We start from the raw sequence: 21,691 nt of genomic DNA, 5'->3' as shown, positions 1-21,691 counted from the left end.
TTAACCAGCCGGGCCAGTGATGAAATTCACATGAGCCATCTTGCGGCCGGGGCGGGCCTCGGCCTTGCCATACAGGTGCAGTGCAGCCCCTTTGGCGGCAAGATCAGGAACGCGGTCGATATCGTCGCCGATCAGGTTTTCCATCCTTACATTCGAATGCCGTGAGCCGTCGCCGAGCGGCCACCCTGCGATGGCGCGAATGTGCTGCTCGAACTGGTCGATGGCGCATCCGTTTTGGGTCCAGTGGCCCGAATTGTGGACCCGGGGCGCGATTTCATTGACCACCAACCCTGATGGCGTGACGAAGAATTCGACCCCGATCACGCCGACATAATCCAGCGCGTTCAAGATGCGCCCAGCGGTCAGAACAGCGTCCGATTTCAACCGATTAGGCACATTGGCCGGGACCGTGGTTGTATCTAGAATGCCGTCCTTGTGCACATTCTCGCCCGGGTCAAAGGCTGCAACCGCGCCGTCGGTGGCACGGGCAGCGATGACCGATATTTCGGACATCAGTGGCACCATGCCTTCGAGAATAGCAGGCGCGCCGTTTAGTTGGGCAAAGGCCTCTTCGGCCTCGTCCGCGGTCTTTAGCCGGACCTGTCCTTTGCCGTCATAGCCAAAGCGGCGGGTTTTCAGGATGCCAGCGGTTCCCATGTCCGCCATGGCGGTGCGAATATCGTCGGCGCTGGTGATATCTGCGTAAGGCGCGACGTGAAGCCCAAGGCCGGACAGGAACTCTTTCTCTGTCAGCCGATCCTGAGATGTCGCAAGCGCCTTGCGTCCCGGGTGGATCGGGCAGGCGCCTTCGATGGCGTCGAGCGCAGCGGTTGGGATGTTTTCAAATTCATAGGTGACGACGGCGCAGCCTTGGGCAAAGGCGGTCAGGGCGGCGATGTCGTCATACGGCGCGGCGGTGTGCGCATCAGAGACCTGCGCAGCGGGGGCATCTACCGCCGGGTCATAGGTATGGCATTTCAAGCCAAGCCGTGCCGCCGCAAGGGCCAGCATGCGGCCCAATTGACCGCCCCCGAGGATACCTATCGTTGCACCGGGTGCGAGCGGTTTAGTCATCTGTTGGGACCTCTGGGATGCTGGCGGCGAGGTCGCTGCGCCAAGTGTCGAGGCGCTCGCCCAAGTCCGGGTCATGCGTCGCAAGGATACCGGCGGCCATCAAACCAGCATTGGCCGCGCCTGCCTCGCCGATTGCCATGGTTGCAACGGGAAAGCCGCGTGGCATTTGCACGATGGAATAAAGGCTATCGACGCCAGAGAGCGCGCGCGTCTGAATGGGAACGCCGACTACCGGAACACGTGTCTTGGACGCCATCATGCCGGGCAGGTGGGCGGCACCGCCCGCGCCCGCGATGATCACTTTCAATCCACGTTCTACGGCTGTCTTGCCGTAGTCCCAAAGCCGGTCCGGGGTCCGGTGGGCAGAGACGATGCGCGTTTCATAGTCGATCCCCAAGGCGTCCAAGATCTCTGCCGCTTTCTTCATCGTGGGCCAGTCTGACTGGCTTCCCATGATGATCCCAACCTGTGCCATCGGTCCCTCCGCACGCCGGTTTTTGTAAGCGGCGGACTATAGCCAAGCGCGCGGGTAGCGCAATTCGGCTTAGGCGATAATGTCGGGAGTAATCTTGTCTTCGAGACGCGCAATGCGGTCTTTGAGATGCAATTTCTGCTTTTTCAGGCGCCTCAGGGTCAGTTGGTCTGATGTTGCCTTCTCTTCCAGAGCCTGAATCGCGTCGTCCAGATCGCGGTGTTCGCGCCGCAGAACTTCGAGTTCCACGCGCATGACCTCTTTTGGGTCCATTTCAGGCGATGTCATCGGCGGTCCTTGCGAAGTGAGGCTGAGACTGATGTCCTTTCTTTACCAGACCTTTGGCCCAGGGTGCAAAGACTTGCAGCCAGGGAAAGGCCACACCATATTCATATCAAAGGTTGCTGCACGGGCAGGGCCTTACTGACGGCTTGTCGCTTGGTTGAAAGGACATGGAGCCATGACAAAACTGACGCTTGGCGCGCATCCCTACCTGTTGGGGTTTGATCAGCTGGAACGTCTGGTTGAGCGCACCGCGAAGAGCGGAAACGACGGATATCCGCCGTACAACATTGAACAGACATCTGAGCATTCCTATCGGATCACACTCGCGCTTGCGGGGTTTGCGGAACAGGATCTGTCGATCACCGTTGAAGATCAGCAGTTGATGATCCGTGGTCGACAATCTGATGACGGAGACGGACGCATCTTTCTGCATCGCGGGATCGCGGCGCGGCAATTCCAACGGTCATTCGTATTGGCCGATGGGGTCGAAGTTGGCGATGCGACGATGGAAAACGGTCTGCTGCATGTGGATCTGACGCGTGCCGTGCCAGACCGTGTGGTGCAGACAATCCAGATCAAGAAAGGCTAAGCGATGAATACGAAATATGCATTTCCCGAAAGCGCACAGGCCCTGGTCTATGTGAAGGCTGTGAATGTCTCTGACTTGCCCCAAGAGGTGCAGGAAGAGGCTGATGGCCGGGACCAGTTGTTTGCCGTGCACAATGCCGATGGTGAACAACTCGCATTGGTCGCGGATCGGCGGATGGCCTTTGTCTTGGCCCGTCAAAATGATCTGAGCCCGGTTACGGTTCACTGATGGGCACCTATGCCGTCGATTGGGTCGATGCGTTCACGGATCGACCCTTTGGCGGCAACGGCTGTGCGGTTGTGCATGACGCCGCCGGCTTGGACGACGCCACTTGCATGGCGTTTGTCAAAGAGACGTCTTTGGTCGAATGCACCTTTGTTGAAGCCTCGGACATCGCGGACGTCAAAGTCCGCTATTTCATCGCCAGCAAGGAAATCCCATTTGCCGGTCATCCGACCGTTGCAACCGCTGCGGCGTTGCGCTCACGCGGTGTTCTGACCGGGCCGAAAATGCGGTTCGAAACGAAAGCCGGAGTTATCCACATTGACGTGATCGAAGCCGACGGCGGTCCGACCTATACAATGACACAGGCCCCGCCGGACTTTGGCGCGCAGAGTGACCCGGCATCGATTGCCGCTATCTATGGATTGCGGGCTTCGGACGTCGTTGGAACGCCGCAGTTCGTGTCCACTGGGTTGGGGTTTACCATTACTGTGCTGGCGTCACAGGACGCGCTGCGCAGGGCGGTCTTGGACTCTGACTTACTTAGACAACACTGTGCCACCCTTGGCGCGCCCGATGGGCATATGGCTGAACCCTACCTCGTGACACTGAGGGGTGCGACCAAGGTCGGCAGCACCTTTGCGCGGCTCTTGATGCTTCCACCATCGCCGCCCGAAGATCCCTTTACTGGCTCGGCCACGGGGGCGACGGCGGCGTATCTCTGGAAACACAAACTGATCGACACGCCCCGCTATGTTGCTGAGCAAGGCCACGACATGGGCCGCCCGGGTCAGGCACAGGTCGAGATCACGGGGCCGCATGGCGCGCCCGAGCGCATCCGCGTCGGCGGTCAGGCGCACGTGCTGATGTCTGGCACTCTGGCATTGTAACATCGCTTGTACCCCGCAGGTTGCCTGCTGCGCCGGAACAGGCGTAGCGTCTGGCCAGTCCTGTCTTGGGGGTGCGTATGGCGCGGGTTTTGTTCGTTACCTATGGGTCACTGGGCGATACGTTGCCCTTTGTCGCAATTGCAGAGGTGCTCCGCGCACGGGGTGTGACCTGCGATTTTGTCACCAACACGCGCAATGCCGACGCCGTGCGCGCGCGCGGATTTCAATGCCTGAGCCTGACAACCGACGCCTCGGTCCTGTACGAACGGGCGGGCTATGACGCCGAGGCAGCGGTGAAGGCCACGCGTGATAACGTGGACATCTTTTGGAAACTGGTGATGCCCGAATACGGGGGCTATTGCGCAGAGCTTGAGGCCCACGCTGCAGGTGCGGATGTGATCGTCTCGACGCCTTGGGCCTTTAATGCGCAGTCGGTCGCGGAGAAGACCGGCACAGCCTATGTCGGGGCGCATCTATGGCCCTTGGGGCTTATGCTGCCCCACGATCCGCCGGTCGTGCCGCAATTGCCGATATTGGTGAAGGCGCCGACGTCGCAGCTTGCGATCTGGTGGAACGCCCTTTTGGTGAAGGCGGCACATGCCAAGATGCGGTACGCCTATGCCCGTATTCTGAACGCGCCGCGCCTCGAATGCGGTCTTCCACCGCTCAGCCGAACGCCTGTCTTGAATTTTCTGACGCAGCCCATAGCCGAAATGGCGCTTTATTCACCGTCTTTTGCATCGGCTACACCGCATGAACGATCAGTGACGATGACCGGGTTTCCGGTTCCAAAAACGGACGCGGCAAATGAAGATGCTGAACTGACAGCGATTCTGCAGGACGAACCCATCGTGTTTTCTTTGGGAAGCATTCTTTCGCAGACCCCCGGTCAGTTTTACGTACAGTCGGTGGCCGCAGCGCGGGCTGTTGGCCGCAAAGCGCTGCTACTGACGCAGGATACCCACGGTATTCCCCACGGGTCAGATGTGCTGGTTCGGGGATTTGTGCCGCATGGTGACGTGTTTCCCCACGCTTCGGTGATTGTGCATCACGGAGGGATCGGAACGACAGGGCAGGCGCTGATGGCAGGCAAGCCGCAGCTTGTGGTGCCACATTTCGGGGATCAACCCGACAACGCAGCGCGGCTCGTCAGGCTGGGCGTCGCGCGCTCGCTATCATCGACCAAATATAGCGACCAATCCGCAGGGCGGGCGTTGAAAGAGCTTTTGGGATCACCTTCGTTCGCAATCACAGCACGTGACCTTGCCGATCAGATCCATCGCGAAGACGGCGCAGCCACCGGTGCGGACGTGATCGAACGGGTTCTTGCCGAGCAGCACAGCCCAAATTGAAAAAGCCCCGCGCTGGGCGGGGCCTTTTTAAGTTCAGTTGGCGTAGGCGACACTCGGTAGCCATGTGGTCAGCCATGGGAATTCAAAAACGATGAACAGACCCAAAAGCTGCAACATCACGAACGGGATAATGCCGCGATAGATGTGCCCCAAGGTGACACCCGGCGGGCAAACACCCTTGAGGTAAAAGAGCGCGAAGCCAACCGGTGGTGTCAGGAACGAGGTTTGCAAGGTCACCGCCACGAGGATTGCGAACCACACCACCTGCGCGTCTTGGATCGTCCCGTAATCCGGTACGGCCAGTGTCAGACCCTGAATGATCGGCAGCATCAGCGGCATGATGATCAGCGTGATTTCGATCCAATCGAGCAGGAAGCCCAACAGGAACACGATGAACAGGATGAACGCCACAATGAGGTAAGGATTCTCAAAGATACCAGCGACCATGTGTTCGACAACCTCGTCGCCGCCGTAAAGGCGCAGGACATATGCAAAGAAGTTGGCCGCGAGGAAGATACCCAGGATGTAGCCTGCGGTGTTCAACGTTGACCGCGAGACCTCGCGCAGAACTTTCCAGCTGAACTTACCGTAGGCAACAGCGAGCAGCGTGGCGCCCAATGCGCCGAGGCCGGACGCCTCTGTTGGTGTTGCAAGGCCTGCAAAGATCGAGCCGAGAACGAGCAGGATCAGCAGCATGGGCGGCAGGACCGAGAGGATCACCTCTTTGACGACAGGCCAGCCAACCTCTTCTGTCCGTTCCGGTGCCGGCATCGCGGATGGGTTGATGATGCCGTAGATCACGATGAACACGATATAAAGCGCGCCAAGGATCAGGCCGGGGAAGAGCGCCCCCATGAACAGGTCACCCAGAGAGATCGCCAACTGGTCCGACATGATCACAAGCATGATCGACGGCGGGATCAGAATGCCCAATGTGCCCGACGCCGCGATGGTGCCGGTCGCGATGGGTTTGGAATAATTCTGCGCCATCATCGCCGGAAGCGCCATCACACCGAGAAGCGTGACCGATGCACCGATCACACCGGTGGACGCAGCAAGGATGATACCGATCAAAAGAACGGTCAGGGACAAACCGCCCTTGAGGCCGCCGAACAGACGCTGCATCGATTGCATCATGCGCTGAGCGACGCCCGATTGATCCAGCATCAGGCCCATGAAGATGAACATCGGCAGGGCCACAAGAACCGGGTTCTGGACGATCGATCCAAAGAGACGCGAGGGCAGGGTGCCCAGTTTTCTCCAATCTACACCGATGCGGTCGAATTCGATGACATCTCGGAATTCGCTCCGAAACGGATCAAGGAAGATCAACGCAAAGATGTAGAAAATCAGCGCGACACCAACCAACGCCATGGCAACGGGTACACCGCGGAACAAAAGCACGATGAACGTGCCAAAGATCACCGCGACAAGCAGTTCGTTCAGGGTCAGAATTTGCCCGATTGCTTCGAGGATAAACATCAGCGCTCTCTCCGAACGTAAAGGACAGCGCCAAGAATGGCGGTCAGGACAAGAGCCACGATGACAGTCAATTTAGTCTCGTAAGGCCCGTATTCGATTTCAGCCATCAGCAGGCCGTTGCGCCCGATTGAGCGGGGATTCATCTCGGGGTCGGTGATACGCGTCAGCCACCATGCCGCGTAGAACACGATCAGGTTCAGCGCCAACGCGACGGAGGGCAGCGTCCAAACGAACTTGGCCCATCCGCTGGTATCACCCTGCTGTTCCAACAGGCGGAAGAGCCGTGAGACGATGGCGAATGCCAGAACAATCAGACAGACATTCACCAGACATTTCAGGATCCAGAGATTGTGCAATCCGTTGGGGCTGGACGATCCCTCCCATGCGACGACAGAGGTCACCGCATAGTGGAATGTTACGTCCCATGTCAGAAGCGAGAAGGGCAGGAACAGCCAGCCCAACGCGAACATATCAACGCGCCGCTGCTTGGGCTTTGGGTAGTTGTCGTAAAGGATATCGACACGGACGTGGCTGTTCGTGGTGACCGCATAGGCAATCCCCACAAGGCAGGCGATGCCATAAAGCCACCACTGCATGTCATCAAGCCAAGCTTGGTTGCCGGGGCCAATGTCTGCGCGACCAAAGTTGCGCAGGAAAACCTGTGCAACGATCACCAGCATCAGGGTCGGAAACAGCCAGGCAATCAGATTGCCCAGACCGATGATGGCCCGGTCGCCCGAATTGTGCGTGTCACGGTCAATCTCTCCGGGGTCGGATACTGAATTGACCTGCCCTAACTCTTGGACGGGGTCTTGCATGGCCCTCTCCTTTTGGCTGGTTGGCGCTTTGATTTGGCTAAAGCGCGCGGTGTGATGCGCTTGAGGCAAACCAAGTCTGTTGGGGTGTCTTGAAAAAACCGGGGCGACATCAGGCGCCCCGGTTTGATCTCAGCTTCTGTCAGCCGCGCTTATTTGCGTGGGCGTGGCAGATAGATGTTCGAGTTCCAGACGTTGTAACCTTCGCGGAATTCCTGAAGGTCGGCCCATGTTTTTGCGAACATTTCGTCTTCGGCTGCCAATTCAGCGGCAACTTCGTTCCAGGTGGATTCGAAGACGTCCAGTTGCTCTGGGGTCCAGTTTTTGATGATCACGCCGTTTTGCTCGGTGTTCTCGACCATCGCCTGGAAGTTGGTGCCTTCACCCTCTGCGAGGTTGGTGGTCACGTTGGCAAGGCAGGCGACTTCGATCTGCTTCTGAGCGCGCTCGTCCAGATCGTCCCAGCGATCTTTGTTGATCAGCAGTTCGAACATGGTCGCAGGCTGGTGCCAACCTGGGAAGTAGTTGTACGAAGCGATCTTGTAGAAGCCCAGACGCGCGTCGATGCGGGGCATCGAGAATTCAGTCGCGTCGATTGCGCCACGCTCAAGCGCTGGGAAGATGTCGCCACCGGCCAGAAGCGAAGTCGACACGCCCAGACGCTGCATGACTTCGGCACCCAGACCGAAGAAGCGCATGTTCAGACCCTGCAGGTCTTCCAGCGAGGTGATTTCTTCTTTGAACCAGCCCGAGGTTTCAGGCGCGATGATACCGCATGGCATGACGTGCACGTTGAAGCCGTTTTCTTCGTACATCTCACGCATCAGCGTCAGGCCGTCATCATAGAGCATCCACGCCATGAATTCGCCAGCTTCTGGGCCGAATGGCACGGCAGCAAACAGCGATGCGGCGGTCATTTTACCCTGCCAGTAGCCCGACGTGGTGTAGGCCGCGTCAACAGACCCGTTCGAGACAGCGTCCAGCGCTTCAAGCGTTGGGACCAGTTCACCGGGATCGAAGTGTTCGAATTCGACCTCGGTCGAGATGCCGTTGATCTTTTCGACAAAGTCGGTCGCAGCCGTACCAAGGATCGGCAGGTTCTTACCGAACGCCGAAGTCATCTCCAGCGTTTCTTGTGCTTGCGCAGCACCCGATGTCAGCGCGGCAACAGCCAGCGCGGCGAATGTCTTTTTCATGGTGTCCTCCCATAGTCGTGTTTTGGTCAACAAATGTTACCAAAATCATGCGCAGAATGACGCACCATCCTGCGCTGGGCAACAGCAAACACCGGAAAAAAGCATATTGCAACAATGTATACGTTAACGCGTGCGTTAGCGTATGTGTTAAGTCCGTTTCGCACCCATGTTAGCGCTTAGCCTACCACCTTTGGTGGAGTCCTGCGGGTTAGTGGGTATGGCAATATGCGCGCCGGAAACTCAGCGGGTCGGTATGCACAGGTGTGCGAATCTGTCCTGAGCGTCGATTATTGCGCTGCGAGCGCCTGATCGATTTCGGATCGCGTGGGCATGGATGCGGCGGCTCCGGGCCGTGTGACGGACAGCCCGGCCGTTGCGCAGCCAAATTTCACGGCGTCCTCGATGGGCTGGCCTTGCGCGAGGGCAGTGGCAAAGCCACCGTTGAAGGCATCGCCAGCCCCTGTTGTTTCGACCACGTCACCCAAGGCCATCGCCGGGACATGTAGCGACCGGGTGTCATCGACCAACAAGGCACCGCGCTCACCAAGTGTGAGGATGACCGTACCGATCCCTTTCTTCCTCAGGATTGCGGCAGCCTTCTCCGCGTCTTCAAGGGTTTTGACGGATTGGCCCGTGAGCATTTCCGCCTCGGTTTCGTTCGGCGTGATGATATCGCAGAGGGCCAGCATTTCGTCGGGCAGATCCGCTGCAGGGGCCGGGTTCAAAAGCGTCGTGACACCCGCCTCTTTGGCAAGTTTCAGACCGCACATCGCGGCGTCCAGCGGTTGTTCCAATTGGGTCATGAAGATATCGGCCCCAGCGATCAGGTCGCGCCGCGCGTCGATATCTGCCGGGGTGATCGTGCCTGAGGCGCCGGGTGTGATGATGATCGCATTATCGCCCGTGGCATCGTCGATGAAAATAAAGGCACAGCCGGTTGCCTCGGTCTCCATCCGGGTGACGGCAGGGGTGACACCGGAGCGATCCCACAGCGCCATGGCCATATCGCCAAAGGCATCCTCGCCAATTTTGGTGATCATGTGTGCATCGGCACCGGCCCGTCCAGCGGCGACCGCTTGATTGGAGCCTTTGCCCCCTGGCCCTAGGGCAAAGGATTTCCCTAGGAGTGTTTCGCCCATGCGTGGCATACGATCAGCCCGGTGCGTCGTGTCCGCAACGAAAACACCAAGGACGACAATCTTACCCTGACCCGGCATCGCATACCCCCTTCTGCCATTGGCTCAGGGCTAGCACGCGATCAGGCGCGGCCCAAGCGGGGAATGCGAGCTGGTCTCAGAGGCCAAGAAACGCGCGCGTTTCTTCTGGCGTCGGGGGATTGCACCCGGCGCGGGTGCAGTTCACCGCAGCAGCCCCCATCGAGAACGTCAGGAGTTCCTTGATCGTGTCGGCATCCAACGCCGCGACCGAGGCTTTATCAGTCAGACCGCGCGCTGCGAGTTGCGCCAACAGGGTGCCGGTGACCGTATCGCCTGCACCCACCGCATCAACGATGTCGATGCGGTGTCCTTCGACCGTTGCCCGCGCGTTTTGCGAACGTCCGATTGCGCCATCGGGGCCTTGGGTCATGACAACGAGGCCGACGCCAAGGCCGAGGATTTCTTCGGCAAAGTCATCAAAGTCGCGCCCCGGAGCCAATTCGGCAAGGTCTTCATCGCTGAGTTTTACGACACCTGCCAAGTTGATCAGTCGCATAACACGTGCGCGCCAATCGGCTGGGTCGTGTGTCACGACAGGACGTGCGTTAGGGTCGACGGACAAAAGCGCGTGATTTGCCTGAGCCATCGCATAACGCTCGGTATTGTCCGCGCCGGGTTGGTCAACCAGCCCCAATGAACCGACATGAAGGATATCACCAGCGGCTAGGTTCTGTACCGGATCGACCATCCGCGCGGCAGTGCCTTCGGAATAAAACGCATATCGCGGTTCGCCGTTTTCCAGCTGAACGAATGCCAACATCGTCGGGTTGTCGAGCCGTGGCGTGGCAGATGTATCGACACCTTCCGCATCGAGTTCCGACCAAAGCCGTTCACCGAACATGTCCATGGACAACGCTCCGAGAAAGCCGACCTCAGAGCCCTGCCGACGCGCTGCCTTGGCTGCATTGAAAGGCGAACCGCCGTTAACCGGATGAAACGGAGCGTCGGCTCCATCCTCACGCTGGACAAAATCAATGAGCGCTTCGCCCAGAACCCAAATTTTCGCCATTGTCTGTCCCTCTCGCTGGCTGCGGTAGGGAGCTTATACCGATTTCTTTACGCGCGAAAAGATAGCGCTAACAAAATCTAGGCGTAATGCTTGTGTTTCGACATCTTGCCGATGCCAGGGTTCAGCGAGTTGGTGGGATCGCAGCACTTGTAGAACTCGGCCTGCTCTTCACCAGCCTTATAAAGATGGCCGACGTTATGCTCAGCAGGGTATTTGGCTCCGCGTTGCTCAAGGATATCGAGCATCTTGGCCTTGATCTCTTTTGGATCATGTCCAGCCTTCACCACGTAGTCCTGATGCAGAACATGGCAGAAGAAGTGGCCGTAATAGAGTTTGTGGCTGATCGCCGAGTCGATTTCCGGTGGCAGGACCTCAAACCAGTCTTCGTCATTGCGCCGCAACGCAATGTCGAGCGCGAGGATATCCGCGACCTTGCCTTCGTTGACGGCCATATACCGGACAGCGGCCCCAGCGGCCGCAAAACGGTGCAGACCAGCGATTTTGCCTTCGCGCGATGTACAAGCAAACCAATCGCCGCTTTCGCCGTCGAGCGCTGATTTCAGGTAGGCTTCCACCTCTTCAATCCCGCCGTCACGCGTTTTGAGGATCAGATGGTGGTCAAAGCGTTTGCGAAACGCCTCCATCCGTTTTGGCAGAGCGTTGGGCCAGACGGTCGCCAGCACCTGCATGAAACGGTCCGTCATGTTCTTGGGCAGAAGCGGCAGCTTGTTCAGGCGCGCGTCGACCCAGCCTTTGAGCGCAAAGATCGCAGGTAGCCGGTCGGTGCCCAGTTTGTCGATCATGACCAGCGTGTCTTTGCCGTAGCGTTTCGAGATGTCGTAGCAGTCGGCATGCATGTATTCGGCGGATACGGGCAGCGTTGTGAAATCGCGCAGCATGTCGCGGCGCAGTTTCGTTAAGACATCAGTGTTCTTCGTGCCGATATAGAAAACCTGCTCGCGGTCGTTCTTCGGGTAGGTATCGAGACGGACGGCAAAAACAGCCAACTTGCCTGCGCAGCCGGACGCCTCGTGCAGGCGGCGGGGATCGGCATTGAAACGGGCAGGCGTGTCGGCGTCTACATCGCGGACGCGTTGAATATAGTCTGTGTCAGATGCCTTGGCGTTGGTCGGCTCCATGTCGGTGGCAGTGAAGTCGCCCGTTTCCAGACGCGTCAGTATGGTTTCGGGATCATCGCCCAAGTCGATGCCCAGATGGTTCACGAGGTGCAGGTGTCCGTCGGCATCAATCTGCGCGAATACAGACAGCTCTGTGTAGGACGGCCCGCGTTCGATCAGCGACCCGCCTGAATTGTTGCAGACCCCGCCCATGACGGATGCGCCGATGCAGGACGAACCGATCACCGAATGGGGCAGGCGGCCCAAAGGCTCTAGCATCTTTTCCAGTTTGAACAGGGTGGAGCCCGGAAAACTTATGACCTGCTTGCCGCCGTCCAAGAGCTGGATGTCATCCATGCGATTGGTGCTGAGGACCACGCATTCGCGGTCATAGGTGCCGTTCGGAGTCGAGCCTTCGGTCAGGCCGGTATTGGCGGCCTGCATGATGACGATTTTATCCGCAGCCACGCAGGCCTGAAGAACTTTCCACTGTTCCAGCAGGGTGCCGGGACGGACGACGGCGATGGCTTTGCCTTCCCCTGACCGGTAACCCTTGCAGAACCTTTCCATGGATTTCTGGTTGGTGATCACGTGGCGCGCTCCAACGATAGAGCGGAAGGTGTCGATAAGGGCAGTTTGGGTCATTCTGGGCCGTCGTCCTTTTGGCCGGATTTATAGTGTTTACGCCGCTTTGGTGCGGTACCGCAGGTTGTCGCGCGACAGTTGGTCAAGCTTGGTGATCCCCATCAGCTTCATGTCGCGTTCGATTTCGGTGCGGAAGTTGCCGAGGGACCGTTCAACGCCCGCCTGACCCGCAGCCGCGAGAGCATAAAGATAGAGACGTCCGCCGCTGACCGCTTTGGCACCAACCGACAGAGCCTTGAGCACGTGGGTCCCGCGCTGCACGCCGCCTTCGCAGATGACGTCGATCTTGTCGCCGACTGCATCGCAGATCTCAGCCAATTGGTCGAATGGCGCGCGCGAGCCATCAAGCTGGCGACCGCCATGGTTCGACACCATGATGCCGGTGCAGCCGATATCGACGGCGCGTTTGGCGTCTTCAACGCTCATGATGCCTTTGAGCGCAAACTGGCCGTTCCACTGGGCACAGAGCTTTTCTGCGTCTTTCCAGTTCATGGACTGGTCCAGCATGGTCGAGAAATAGTCGCCGACCGACACGGCCAGGTTTGTGCCTGCCTGCACGTGGCCTGACAGGTGCGGCATGTCGAACTTTTCCTTGGTCAGGAAATTCCACGCCCACATCGGGTGGGTGGCAAAGGACATAAGCGAAGATGGCGTCAGTTTTGGTGGCGATGTGAAACCGGTGCGCAGGTCACGTTCACGGTTGCCGCCGGTGATCGTGTCCACCGTCAGCGCCATGACGTTGAAGTTGGCCGCGCGCGCGCGTTCCAGCAGCGCGTCGTTCAGCCCGCGATCCTTGTGGAAATAGAATTGGAACATCTTGGGGCCGGGGGCGAGCTTTTCGATCTCTTCGACCGTGACAGTTGCCAAAGACGACACACCAAACATCGTTCCGTATTTCGTCGCGGCCTTCGCCACTGCACGTTCACCTTCGTGGTGGAACAGGCGCTGCAATGCGGTCGGTGCGCAATAGAGCGGCATGTCGAGCTTTTGGCCCATGACCTCAACGCTCATGTCGACCTCTTCCACGCCAGCTAGGACGTTGGGCACCAGATCTACATCGTCAAAAGAGGACGTGTTGCGGGCATAGGTGATTTCGTCATCCGCCGCGCCGTCGATATAGTGAAAGATCGGACCGGGCAGACGGCGCTTGGCCAGTTTCCGGAAGTCCTGAAAGTTATGGCAGTTCGCAAGTCCCATCGTGTCCTCCGACTCACATTGGTCATTTTGGTAAGATTTCTTTACCAATTTTGCGATTAATTGCGGGAAAGCGTCTATCAAGTCAAGCGGACAGTCACCAAACGCCAAAAAACCCGCGCAACGCACAGGCTAAGCCACTGTGAACAGTAGTTAACTTTAGATTTTCAAGATGAAGTGGCTGGGATGGTAGGATTCGAACCTACGGTACACTGTACCAAAAACAGTTGCCTTACCACTTGGCTACATCCCAACGTGGGCGACTAGGTACGGCGAACGCGGGCGGCTTTCAAGCCCCAAAAGCAGGGAAATTCACCCGACGTGCAGGAACGTGGCGTTGGGTGAATCCGCGTGCTCGTCAAGAACGCCGTATCGTCATTCATGGGGGGCTTCGGGCCGCAGAAGGTCAGGGTTTTCTGCGTCGTCACGTTCGTCTTCGATCATCTTATCGAGCGCACCCGGCGCGCTGGAGGTAACAGTGTCATCTGACGTAAGCCCTTCTACGACGGCGTTTGCGGTGCCATCCGTGGGCGCAGAAGGGCGGGGTGCCGGAAGGACGGCATCATCTGACTCGGAGCCCTGCAACAGCTGCACACGGTACGTCGTGTCTGGCACCTCGACGCCAGCGGCTTCGATAGCTGCCTTAACCTTTCGCAAAGCTTCGCCGCGCGCCAAGACCAACGTCGTGTCGTTTTGGTTGATCCAGCCTGTCACCGTCAGAAACACAGCGCCATCGCCGATATCCTTGGTCCAGACCATCGGCGCCGGGTTGGCCAGTGTGAAGGGAAGGCCAGATACCACCTCTTCTGCCAGACGGCGCATTTGGGCGAGGTCGGCATCCGGGGCAATGCCGATATCAAACATGAACCTGCGTTCGGGATTCGTTGAATAGTTGACGATCCGGCTTTTGAACACGGTCGCATTGGGGATGCGGATATGGTTGCCATCAAAGCTCAGCAGGATCGTCGCCCGCGATGTCAAGCGGATCACCTTGCCTTCGTCACCGTTGATCTCGACTGCATCATTGGGTCGAAACGGTTGCCGGATGGACAACATGACTGACGCGATAAAGTTCTCGACCGTGTCGCGGACGGCAAAACCAACCGCCAGACCGATCAGACCCGCCGCCCCAAGGATCGTCGACAAAAGCGCAGTCGCATCCAGAATATCCAGCGCGAGAACGATCCCGATCACCAAAAAGGCAAGCCGGATCAGCATCCGGTAGATGTCAGAGATAAAGGCGTTCGGCGCCAGCCGCGACCACATCGGCAATCGGGCCACCAGCCAGCCAACCGACCAAACAACCGCAAACACGATGCCAGCAATCGCCAACAAGGGTGTCAGCGTCCAAAGCTGTGACACCCGTGCGGCAATCCGGTCCCGGATCGGATCAAGACGGCGCACGACATCCGATGTTGCTGTGGCTTCGTTTTGGATTGCGACCACACCCTCGACGCGGCCCGCGATTTCATCGAGCCTTTGGACATCCGCCTCGCCCAGCGTGGTCCCGCGCAACGTCACGATGCCAGAGGAAACCGTTACGGTGATGTCGTCAAAGCCGCCCAATTCGCCCAGGATCGCGCGTAGGCGCTCGGCGATGGCTGCGTCTTGAGACGCGCTGTCTTCAACAGCAATCGCTCCGGTTGGTTGGTCACTTTGGGCCAGCAAGGGGGAGGCGGACACCACCAGGCTGTGCAAGGCCAGCAGGGCCACAACGAATAGAACGCGCATGCAAATCTCCAAACCAATGGAGGCAGGATAGGCCGTGCTGCGCGGTTGGAAAAGCCGTTAGAGCGTGACCGGGTGAGCCTTAGCAACATGATCCAGCGCCATCAGCACCTCGATCGTGGCTGCCATGTCATCAAGACGGATCATGTTTGGCCCATCTGAGGGGGCGTTGTCCGGATCCTGATGGCTTTCAAGAAAGACGCCCGCGATGCCCGTTGCAACGGCTGCCCGCGCCAGAACCGGCGCGAATTCCCGCTGCCCGCCCGATGACCCGCCAAGCCCGCCCGGTTGGGCCACGGCATGGGTCGCATCCATGATAACCGGGTATCCGGTCTTGGCCATTTCGGGCAGGGACCGCATGTCAGCCACAAGCGCGTTATAGCCGAATGACACGCCCCGTTCCGTCAGCAGGATGTTTTCATTGCCCGTGCTGGCCACCTTTTCGGCCACATTCGACATATCCCATGGCGCAAGGAACTGCCCCTTTTTCACGTTGATCACCGCACCTGTCTCGCCCGCAGCGAGCAAGAGGTCCGTCTGGCGGCAAAGGAACGCGGGAATTTGAAGTATATCGCAGACTTCTGCGACAGGGGCGCATTGTTCCGGGCTGTGAACGTCGGTCAGAACGGGAATGCCGGACTTCCGGATTTCGGCATGGATGGCGAGACCTTCGTCCATCCCCAACCCGCGCTTACCCTTGAGGCTGGTGCGGTTGGCTTTGTCATAGCTGCCTTTGAACACGAATTGCGCACCGAACTTGGCACAGACCTCAGCCATATGACCGGCGATCATCTGAGCGTGATCGAGGCTTTCCAATTGGCAAGGACCCGCAATCACCGTGAGTGGTGCAGCGTTCGAGACGGCAAGCGACCCGATAGAGACAGTTTTCATCAGCTTGAGACCTGTTCGCGAAGGATGGACGCAGTAAGCGAGATCATCAGGTAAATGCCAGCGAAGATCAGGAAGGCCAAGACCGTGTTTTCAAACACCTTCGGATAGCTTGGTTTGTCCGGCGCGGTTGGCGGAGTGGCAATCGCAACGTAGCGCACCTGGCGTTCGGCTGAAATGCGTGCCGTTTCCATGGCCTGCAGAGCCTGTTGCAGCATCGCGTCGCGCGTCTGCAAGTCAATTTGGGCGATGTTGATCTGGGCCTGTACGGCGGCCAGTGAGTCGCCCGTTTCAGACGCCTGCGTCAGACGCTCTTTCTGCTGTTCGATCGACGATGTGAGATTGCGAATTTCACTGCGCAAGCCATCGACGCGCGCCTGATTGGGGCGGCGGTTGGCCAGTTGGGCATCAAGCTCCAACCGCTTTTCTTCGAGGATCGTTTCAAATTGCGCGATCCGCGCCTGAGCGGCGGCAACTTCGCCCTGCGGGTCAACGGTACCCAGCTGCGTTTGCAGCTCGACCAGCCGGCGAGCGGCCTCGGTGCGTTTGGCTTCGGCGTCGGCAAAGCTCTCGCGTGCGCCGCGCATCTGGTCCGTCCGCAGACGTTGTGACAGGTCGCCCACCTGTTCCTCTGCATAGGAAATCAGCGCTGATGCAAAGGCGGCAGAAGCCTCTGGATTGGCGGCGATCACCTCCATGTTGATGATGCCTTCGGTGGGGTCGTAGCCAATTTTCACGTTTCGCTTGTAGACCTTGTAGGCGTCTTCATTCGTGGCATCCGGATCAAGCCGCGTGATGGCATCGAGGGTGTCGTCCTGAAAATGGCTCTTGAAGCCTTCTTCTTCTTCCAGACGGATCATCGCTTCGCGTGATGTGAGATAACCCTGAACGGCAATCGAGTCCTGCACTGTGGCGAGTTGGTTGTTGCCAAATGCAGAGGCCAGACCACCGGCAGCCGAGCTGGACGCCTCGGCCTGTTGAATAAGAAAGGCCGTGTGGGTCGAATACATCGGCGTCGCGATGAACGCGAAATAGTATCCCATGGCCAATGTCGGCAGGCCGACAAACACGGCAAGGCGTGCAAACAAGAGCGTCAGCTTCCGGCGACGCCGCGAGGCGATGTCCTCTTGGATGCGGCGGATTTCCATGGCCCGCTGTTCGGCCATGTTTACCTCTTTTGACGGCAGGTTCTTGCCCGGTTTCTCCTGCGGGACCGTTTGCGGCAGCTTCACCTCTTCGGTCTTGGCGAGTTGCTGCTTGTTCGCGCGTGGGTCTACCAGCTCAAGCGCGTTTGAGCGTTCGAACGGATCAATGCCGCGTTCGCGCAAAAGCTTGACCGCTTCGAAATCAGATGTTGCTGCGATGCCGTTCTTTTGCGCCACGCGGCGCGCCATGCGCAATTGACGCCCTGTCAGGCCTTCTTTGCGGATAGCGTCGATATCGGTTTCGCCGCGGACTTGGGCGGCGCTGGCAACCTGACCCTGAGCAGGTGGCCTTGCGGCGGCTTGACGTGGAGGCTCGTCTGGTTCCTGCAGCATGGTTGGACGCGTCGGATCGGGCAAGGGTGTGTCTTCGACGGCGGGTTGCGGGGCAGGGCGGCGCTGTTGCGAGGGCGCGGGTTTGGCTGCCGCGCTGTTACCGGCACCTTCTGCATTCAGTTTCAGAGGCACCGGGCGACGCACGACCTGTGGCGCGTTTTTGGCAGGCTGCACCTGCCGCGGTGCCTGATCCGCGCCAGCCGCTGGCACGCTGTCCTGACCGGTCGCGGCAGAACCTTCCTGACCGGGTGTGCGCCGGATGCGGAATTTCTTAGCTCTTGGTTTGGTAGTCATAGAGCTGCTTAGCCTCTTCCAGGGTGTCAAACAGGCGGAACTGACCGTCCACAAGGACGGCTGCCTGCCGAACAAATTTCTCAAGAACTTCTGCTTGGTGCGACACGATGATGACCGTTGTCGTTTGCAGTCGTTCCTTCAGGATGGCGCCCGCCTTGCGGTTGAATTCGACATCCGTTGTTTGCGGCATGCCCTCATCGATCAGATAAAAATCGAAATCGAGCGCCAAAAGCAGGGCAAAGGTAAAGCGTGCCTTCATCCCCTGCGAATAGGTGCCGACGGGCATGTCAAAATACTCTTCAATCCCGCACAGCCACCGGCAGAACGCCTCAACGTAGTCGGGATCCAGACCGTAGAGCCGCGCGATGTAGCGGCTGTTTTCCATGGCCGAGTGTTTGTTCACAACACCGCCCATAAAACCCAGCGGGAACGAAATCTTGGCGTTCCGATTGATGACGCCCTCATCCGGTTTCTCAAGTCCCGCCATCATGTTGATGACAGTGGTCTTGCCAGTGCCATTTGGGGCCAGAATTCCGAGAGACTGACCCAGTTCGACGCGGAACGAGGCGCGATCAAGGATCACCTTGCGCTGTTTGCCAGTCCAAAAGGACTTGCTGACGTTCACGAACTCAATCACCCGTTCAGCCTCTGGTTTGCTCTAGTGCCCATACCGGCACCGCTGCCCCGTCTTAGCGCGGGATCATTAATGCGTGTTCAACCCTTAAGAGGACAAACCGCCGCCAAAAGTATAGTTAACAGCGAAATGTGGCAAAACCAAGTTTCGCGGCCTCACGCGGCCGCGAAAACGTGGTGATACGGGTCTGATTGCGCCTACAACGTTGCGTTCGCGATGAACCCGGCAATCATCGCGCCGATGACGCCAAAGCCGATATAGGCGGTGAACACCCGCAGTTTCACCAGTGGCCAGACAGCAACCGCCGCCGGAATACAGCTGACGCCACCTGCAATGATGAACGACATCGCAGCTCCGACGGCCATGCCCTGGTTCATCAATTCGCCCACCAGCGGGACAGCGGCATAGCCGTTCAGATAGGCCGGGCCACCGATCAGCGCGCCAAGGATCACCGGGCCTGCGCCGTCGCCACCAAGCAGCGTTGCGATGCTTTCAGCCGGGACATAGGCCAGCATCACGCTTTCCAGCACATAGGCCAGCGTCAACCACTTGAAGAGGAAAAGCGCGTTTTCAATCGCGGTGCTTCGGAACGTGTCGACGCGCTTGGAGTCGCTCCAGAACTGCCAGACGGGTTTGCCGGAAAATGGTGCCGGTCCGCAGCCGCATCCACCAACCGCAGTGTTTGGACGTAGCGGGTCGTCAAAGACGGCGCTGGCGCGGAACGCCATGGTGGCGTAGCCGCCCATCAGCCCCAGACCCACGGCAAAGACCGCCTTTGCCACCGCAAATTCCCAAGAAATCGCACCCGCCGTGATGGCAAACATCATCGGGTCCATCAGCGGGGACGACAGCCAAAATGCCATAACAGCCGAAAGCGGCGCGCCAACGGCCAAGAGGCCTGCGATGAACGGAATGACCTCGCACGAGCAGAAGGGCGATAGACCGCCCGCCAGAGCCGCAAGCGCAACCATCTGCACTTGGTTGCCCTCGAACACCTTGGCCAGCATCGATTCAGCGCCGGACGCCTTGATATAGGCCACGGCAATCACGGCGAAGGCAATGAAGGGTGCGGTCCCGATCAACGCGTCTGCGGTGAAGACCAACGTTTCAGGCAGTTGCTGTGTGTCAAAGATCGCAAGCAAGGCAAGGATAAGCAGCGAGGCCAGCCAACCCTTGGGGATGGATTTCAACGTGGCAGGCAGGTTCTGCGTCAGGTCAGTCATGGGGACGGTCCGTATGCGGGAATGCTGCATCGGCGCAGCATTCGGAAAGAAGAAATCTGGACAGGCTTTCGACCTGATCATAGGCAACAGCGGCGCAGATGATCGAGCGTCCCTGTCGCTGTTGCTGAACAAGGCCTGCTTGTGTCAGGATTTTCATGTGATGCGTGAGCGTTGAACCCGTCACACCCGCCCGCGCGCCCAACTCACCGATCGTCAGGCCATCATTGCCCGCGCGGACAAGAGTGCGTAGCACGCTCAATCGTTGCTCGGACCCTAAGGCGGCAAATGTGGACGCAGCGTGTGCGAGTGAGTCGTCATCTGAATGCGGCTTCATATTTTTATATTTCTAGAAATGTAGAAATAAAGTCAAGCGCCGCGATCCATGCTTGTCAGTCGGGGCGCAGCCGATACATCCGCTGCATGGATGACCTTCACGACTACGGTGAAACATATGATGCGCTGTCGGCCTGCCGTATTTGTGCCGACCGGTTTGCCGCCACAGCTACGCGCCATCGTCCGCGACCGGTGACATGGTTTCGCCCCGGCGCGCGGGTCCTGATCGCCAGTCAGGCTCCGGGCATGCGCGCCCACAAGGCCGAGCGCCCCTTTACCGATCCCTCCGGCGTCCGGCTGCGGTCGTGGATGAACCTGGGCGAGGACGTGTTTTACGATCAGTCCAAGATCGCGATCGTGCCGATGGCGTTTTGCTTTCCGGGCTATGACCCCAAAGGCAGTGACTTGCCTCCGCCGCCTGTTTGCGCGCGAACATGGCGAGATCGGGTGTTGCGCCTGTTTCCGGATGTGGCGGTCACCTTGCTGATCGGGGGCTATTCGCAGGAATGGCATCTGGGCAAAGGCAAGGTGACAGAGCGCGTCTTGGGGTGGCGCGACCATGCGCCGTCGGTCTTTCCCTTGCCGCACCCGTCATGGCGCAATAACGCTTGGATCGCGCGCAACCCTTGGTTTGAGGCCGATCTGATCCCGGCCCTGCGTGCCAGACTGAGCGAGGTACTATGACGCCACTCGACACGGCCCACGCCGCGATGGAGGCTGCTCCGGAAGATGATGCTGCGCGCCTGCGCTTTTACGAGCGGCTGGCAGATGCAGAGCTTTTCCTGCTTTTGGGCAAAGAGGCGACCGCCGAGAGCATCGAACCGAATGTGTTCCGGACCGACGACGGCGACTTTGTCCTGGTCTTTGATCTGGAAGAGCGGCTGGCTGAATTTGTAGGAGATCAAGCCCCATATGCGGCCCTGTCAGGGCGCGCGCTGATCCATATGCTGCAAGGTCAGAACCTTGGTCTTGGCGTGAACCTTGAAGTTGCTCCTTCGGCCTACCTGATGGATGCGCAGGCCGTGGATTGGTTGGCAGGAACGCTGAGCGAAGCGCCGCAAGAGGCGCAAGCACGACCCAAAGTGATCGAGCGCCCTGGTGGCTTGCCGGAACTGCTCTTGTCAGCGCTCGACGCCAAACTTGCGTTGATGGGCGCGGCCGCGCGTACGGCGTATTTGGCGTTGGTCACATATGAAGATGGCTCCAAGGGCCACATGCTTGCCTTTATCGATGCGGCACCGGGCGCAGAGCGCGCCTTGTCGCAAGCCGCGAATGAGGCACTGACTTTTTCCGGCATTGATGCCGGACAGTTGGACGTGGCGTTTTTTGCGGCCTCCGATGGCGTGTCGGCCAAATTGTCCAAGGTGGGTCTTCGGTTTGATCTGCCAGAACCAACAGCGCCTGCAGCCACGGGACCTTCCGCACCGGGTATGAACCCGGACAAGCCACCCAAGCTGCGCTAGTCAAACGCAGCGCTGTCTCCGACGGAAGAT

General features: G+C 58.8%; 22 protein-coding genes and 1 tRNA gene. 6 read left to right on the top strand and 17 right to left on the bottom strand.

Annotation, left to right across the window (positions count from 1 at the left end; translation table 11 throughout):
* From FE702_RS08560 to FE702_RS08550, 3 genes are all read right to left on the bottom strand, one after another.
* A complete protein-coding gene (locus FE702_RS08560; RefSeq protein ID WP_147125823.1) occupies positions 1–1,074 on the bottom strand; it encodes a 5-(carboxyamino)imidazole ribonucleotide synthase in 1,074 nt (357 codons plus the stop codon).
* On the bottom strand, positions 1,067–1,549 hold the full coding sequence (purE, locus tag FE702_RS08555) for a 5-(carboxyamino)imidazole ribonucleotide mutase (protein ID WP_147125822.1): 483 nt from the start codon (positions 1,547–1,549) through the stop codon (positions 1,067–1,069). The genes FE702_RS08560 and purE overlap by 8 nt, the downstream gene beginning before the upstream one ends.
* A gap of 69 nt (positions 1,550–1,618) precedes the next feature.
* Entirely contained in the window at positions 1,619–1,834 is a 216-nt protein-coding gene (locus tag FE702_RS08550) for a YdcH family protein (RefSeq protein ID WP_147125821.1), read from the bottom strand.
* A 172-nt stretch (positions 1,835–2,006) separates the two neighbouring features.
* On the opposite strand from FE702_RS08550, the gene FE702_RS08545 reads away from it, so the two are divergent.
* The 4 genes from FE702_RS08545 (at position 2,007) to FE702_RS08530 (ending at position 4,884) form a co-directional block, all read left to right on the top strand.
* Positions 2,007–2,420 (top strand): Hsp20 family protein, encoded by a 414-nt coding sequence (locus FE702_RS08545; RefSeq protein WP_147125820.1) that lies wholly within the window; start codon positions 2,007–2,009, stop codon positions 2,418–2,420.
* A 3-nt stretch (positions 2,421–2,423) separates the two neighbouring features.
* Entirely contained in the window at positions 2,424–2,648 is a 225-nt protein-coding gene (locus FE702_RS08540; protein WP_147125819.1) for a DUF1150 family protein, read from the top strand.
* Positions 2,648–3,532 (top strand): PhzF family phenazine biosynthesis protein, encoded by an 885-nt coding sequence (locus FE702_RS08535; RefSeq protein ID WP_147125818.1) that lies wholly within the window; start codon positions 2,648–2,650, stop codon positions 3,530–3,532. Before FE702_RS08540 ends, FE702_RS08535 begins: the two co-directional genes overlap by 1 nt.
* A gap of 77 nt (positions 3,533–3,609) precedes the next feature.
* Positions 3,610–4,884: a glycosyltransferase gene (locus tag FE702_RS08530; protein ID WP_147125817.1), complete on the top strand. Its 1,275-nt coding sequence runs from the start codon at positions 3,610–3,612 to the stop codon at positions 4,882–4,884.
* A gap of 33 nt (positions 4,885–4,917) precedes the next feature.
* Here the strand turns inward: FE702_RS08530 and FE702_RS08525 are convergent, their stop codons facing one another.
* From FE702_RS08525 to FE702_RS08460, 14 genes are all read right to left on the bottom strand, one after another.
* On the bottom strand, positions 4,918–6,366 hold the full coding sequence (locus FE702_RS08525; protein ID WP_147125816.1) for a TRAP transporter large permease: 1,449 nt from the start codon (positions 6,364–6,366) through the stop codon (positions 4,918–4,920).
* A complete protein-coding gene (locus tag FE702_RS08520) occupies positions 6,366–7,184 on the bottom strand; it encodes a TRAP transporter small permease subunit (RefSeq protein WP_147125815.1) in 819 nt (272 codons plus the stop codon). The genes FE702_RS08525 and FE702_RS08520 overlap by 1 nt, the downstream gene beginning before the upstream one ends.
* Before the next feature lie 149 nt (positions 7,185–7,333).
* A complete protein-coding gene (locus tag FE702_RS08515; protein ID WP_147125814.1) occupies positions 7,334–8,377 on the bottom strand; it encodes a TRAP transporter substrate-binding protein in 1,044 nt (347 codons plus the stop codon).
* A gap of 287 nt (positions 8,378–8,664) precedes the next feature.
* Positions 8,665–9,594, bottom strand: coding sequence for a ribokinase (rbsK, locus tag FE702_RS08510; protein WP_147125813.1), 930 nt, complete (start codon positions 9,592–9,594; stop codon positions 8,665–8,667).
* Between the two features lie 76 nt (positions 9,595–9,670).
* The gene (locus FE702_RS08505) at positions 9,671–10,603 is read right to left on the bottom strand and encodes a carbohydrate kinase family protein (RefSeq protein WP_147125812.1); all 933 of its coding nucleotides are present in this window, start codon (positions 10,601–10,603) and stop codon (positions 9,671–9,673) included.
* A gap of 77 nt (positions 10,604–10,680) precedes the next feature.
* Positions 10,681–12,366: a D-lactate dehydrogenase gene (dld, locus tag FE702_RS08500; RefSeq protein WP_147125811.1), complete on the bottom strand. Its 1,686-nt coding sequence runs from the start codon at positions 12,364–12,366 to the stop codon at positions 10,681–10,683.
* 36 nt (positions 12,367–12,402) lie between these two features.
* Complete coding sequence (locus tag FE702_RS08495; protein ID WP_147125810.1) at positions 12,403–13,563, bottom strand: alpha-hydroxy acid oxidase; 1,161 nt, start codon at positions 13,561–13,563, stop codon at positions 12,403–12,405.
* Positions 13,564–13,738: 175 nt separating this feature from the next.
* A tRNA-Gln gene (locus FE702_RS08490) sits at positions 13,739–13,813 on the bottom strand.
* Positions 13,814–13,935: 122 nt separating this feature from the next.
* On the bottom strand, positions 13,936–15,291 hold the full coding sequence (locus FE702_RS08485) for a mechanosensitive ion channel family protein (RefSeq protein WP_147125809.1): 1,356 nt from the start codon (positions 15,289–15,291) through the stop codon (positions 13,936–13,938).
* Positions 15,292–15,348: 57 nt separating this feature from the next.
* The gene (gene kdsA / locus FE702_RS08480; protein WP_147125808.1) at positions 15,349–16,179 is read right to left on the bottom strand and encodes a 3-deoxy-8-phosphooctulonate synthase; all 831 of its coding nucleotides are present in this window, start codon (positions 16,177–16,179) and stop codon (positions 15,349–15,351) included.
* The gene (locus FE702_RS08475) at positions 16,179–18,008 is read right to left on the bottom strand and encodes a KpsE/RkpR family capsule polysaccharide export protein (protein WP_147125807.1); all 1,830 of its coding nucleotides are present in this window, start codon (positions 18,006–18,008) and stop codon (positions 16,179–16,181) included. The genes kdsA and FE702_RS08475 overlap by 1 nt, the downstream gene beginning before the upstream one ends.
* Positions 17,986–18,645 carry an ABC transporter ATP-binding protein gene (locus tag FE702_RS08470; RefSeq protein WP_147125806.1) on the bottom strand — a complete coding sequence of 220 codons (660 nt, stop codon included), beginning with the start codon at positions 18,643–18,645 and terminating at the stop codon, positions 17,986–17,988. The genes FE702_RS08475 and FE702_RS08470 overlap by 23 nt, the downstream gene beginning before the upstream one ends.
* Positions 18,646–18,839: 194 nt before the next feature.
* The gene (locus FE702_RS08465) at positions 18,840–19,865 is read right to left on the bottom strand and encodes a permease (RefSeq protein WP_147125805.1); all 1,026 of its coding nucleotides are present in this window, start codon (positions 19,863–19,865) and stop codon (positions 18,840–18,842) included.
* On the bottom strand, positions 19,858–20,199 hold the full coding sequence (locus tag FE702_RS08460) for an ArsR/SmtB family transcription factor (RefSeq protein ID WP_147125804.1): 342 nt from the start codon (positions 20,197–20,199) through the stop codon (positions 19,858–19,860). The genes FE702_RS08465 and FE702_RS08460 overlap by 8 nt, the downstream gene beginning before the upstream one ends.
* A gap of 86 nt (positions 20,200–20,285) precedes the next feature.
* On the opposite strand from FE702_RS08460, the gene FE702_RS08455 reads away from it, so the two are divergent.
* Complete coding sequence (locus FE702_RS08455; RefSeq protein ID WP_147125803.1) at positions 20,286–20,882, top strand: uracil-DNA glycosylase family protein; 597 nt, start codon at positions 20,286–20,288, stop codon at positions 20,880–20,882.
* Positions 20,879–21,661 (top strand): SseB family protein, encoded by a 783-nt coding sequence (locus tag FE702_RS08450; protein ID WP_147125802.1) that lies wholly within the window; start codon positions 20,879–20,881, stop codon positions 21,659–21,661. The genes FE702_RS08455 and FE702_RS08450 overlap by 4 nt, the downstream gene beginning before the upstream one ends.
* The last annotated feature ends 30 nt before the right edge of the window (positions 21,662–21,691 follow it).

It is taken from the genome of Shimia ponticola (genome assembly GCF_007995215.1).
Lineage (GTDB): Bacteria > Pseudomonadota > Alphaproteobacteria > Rhodobacterales > Rhodobacteraceae > Shimia_B > Shimia_B ponticola.
The sequence above is the reverse complement of the archived record's forward strand: the minus strand, read 5'-3'. Positions and strand labels throughout refer to the sequence as shown.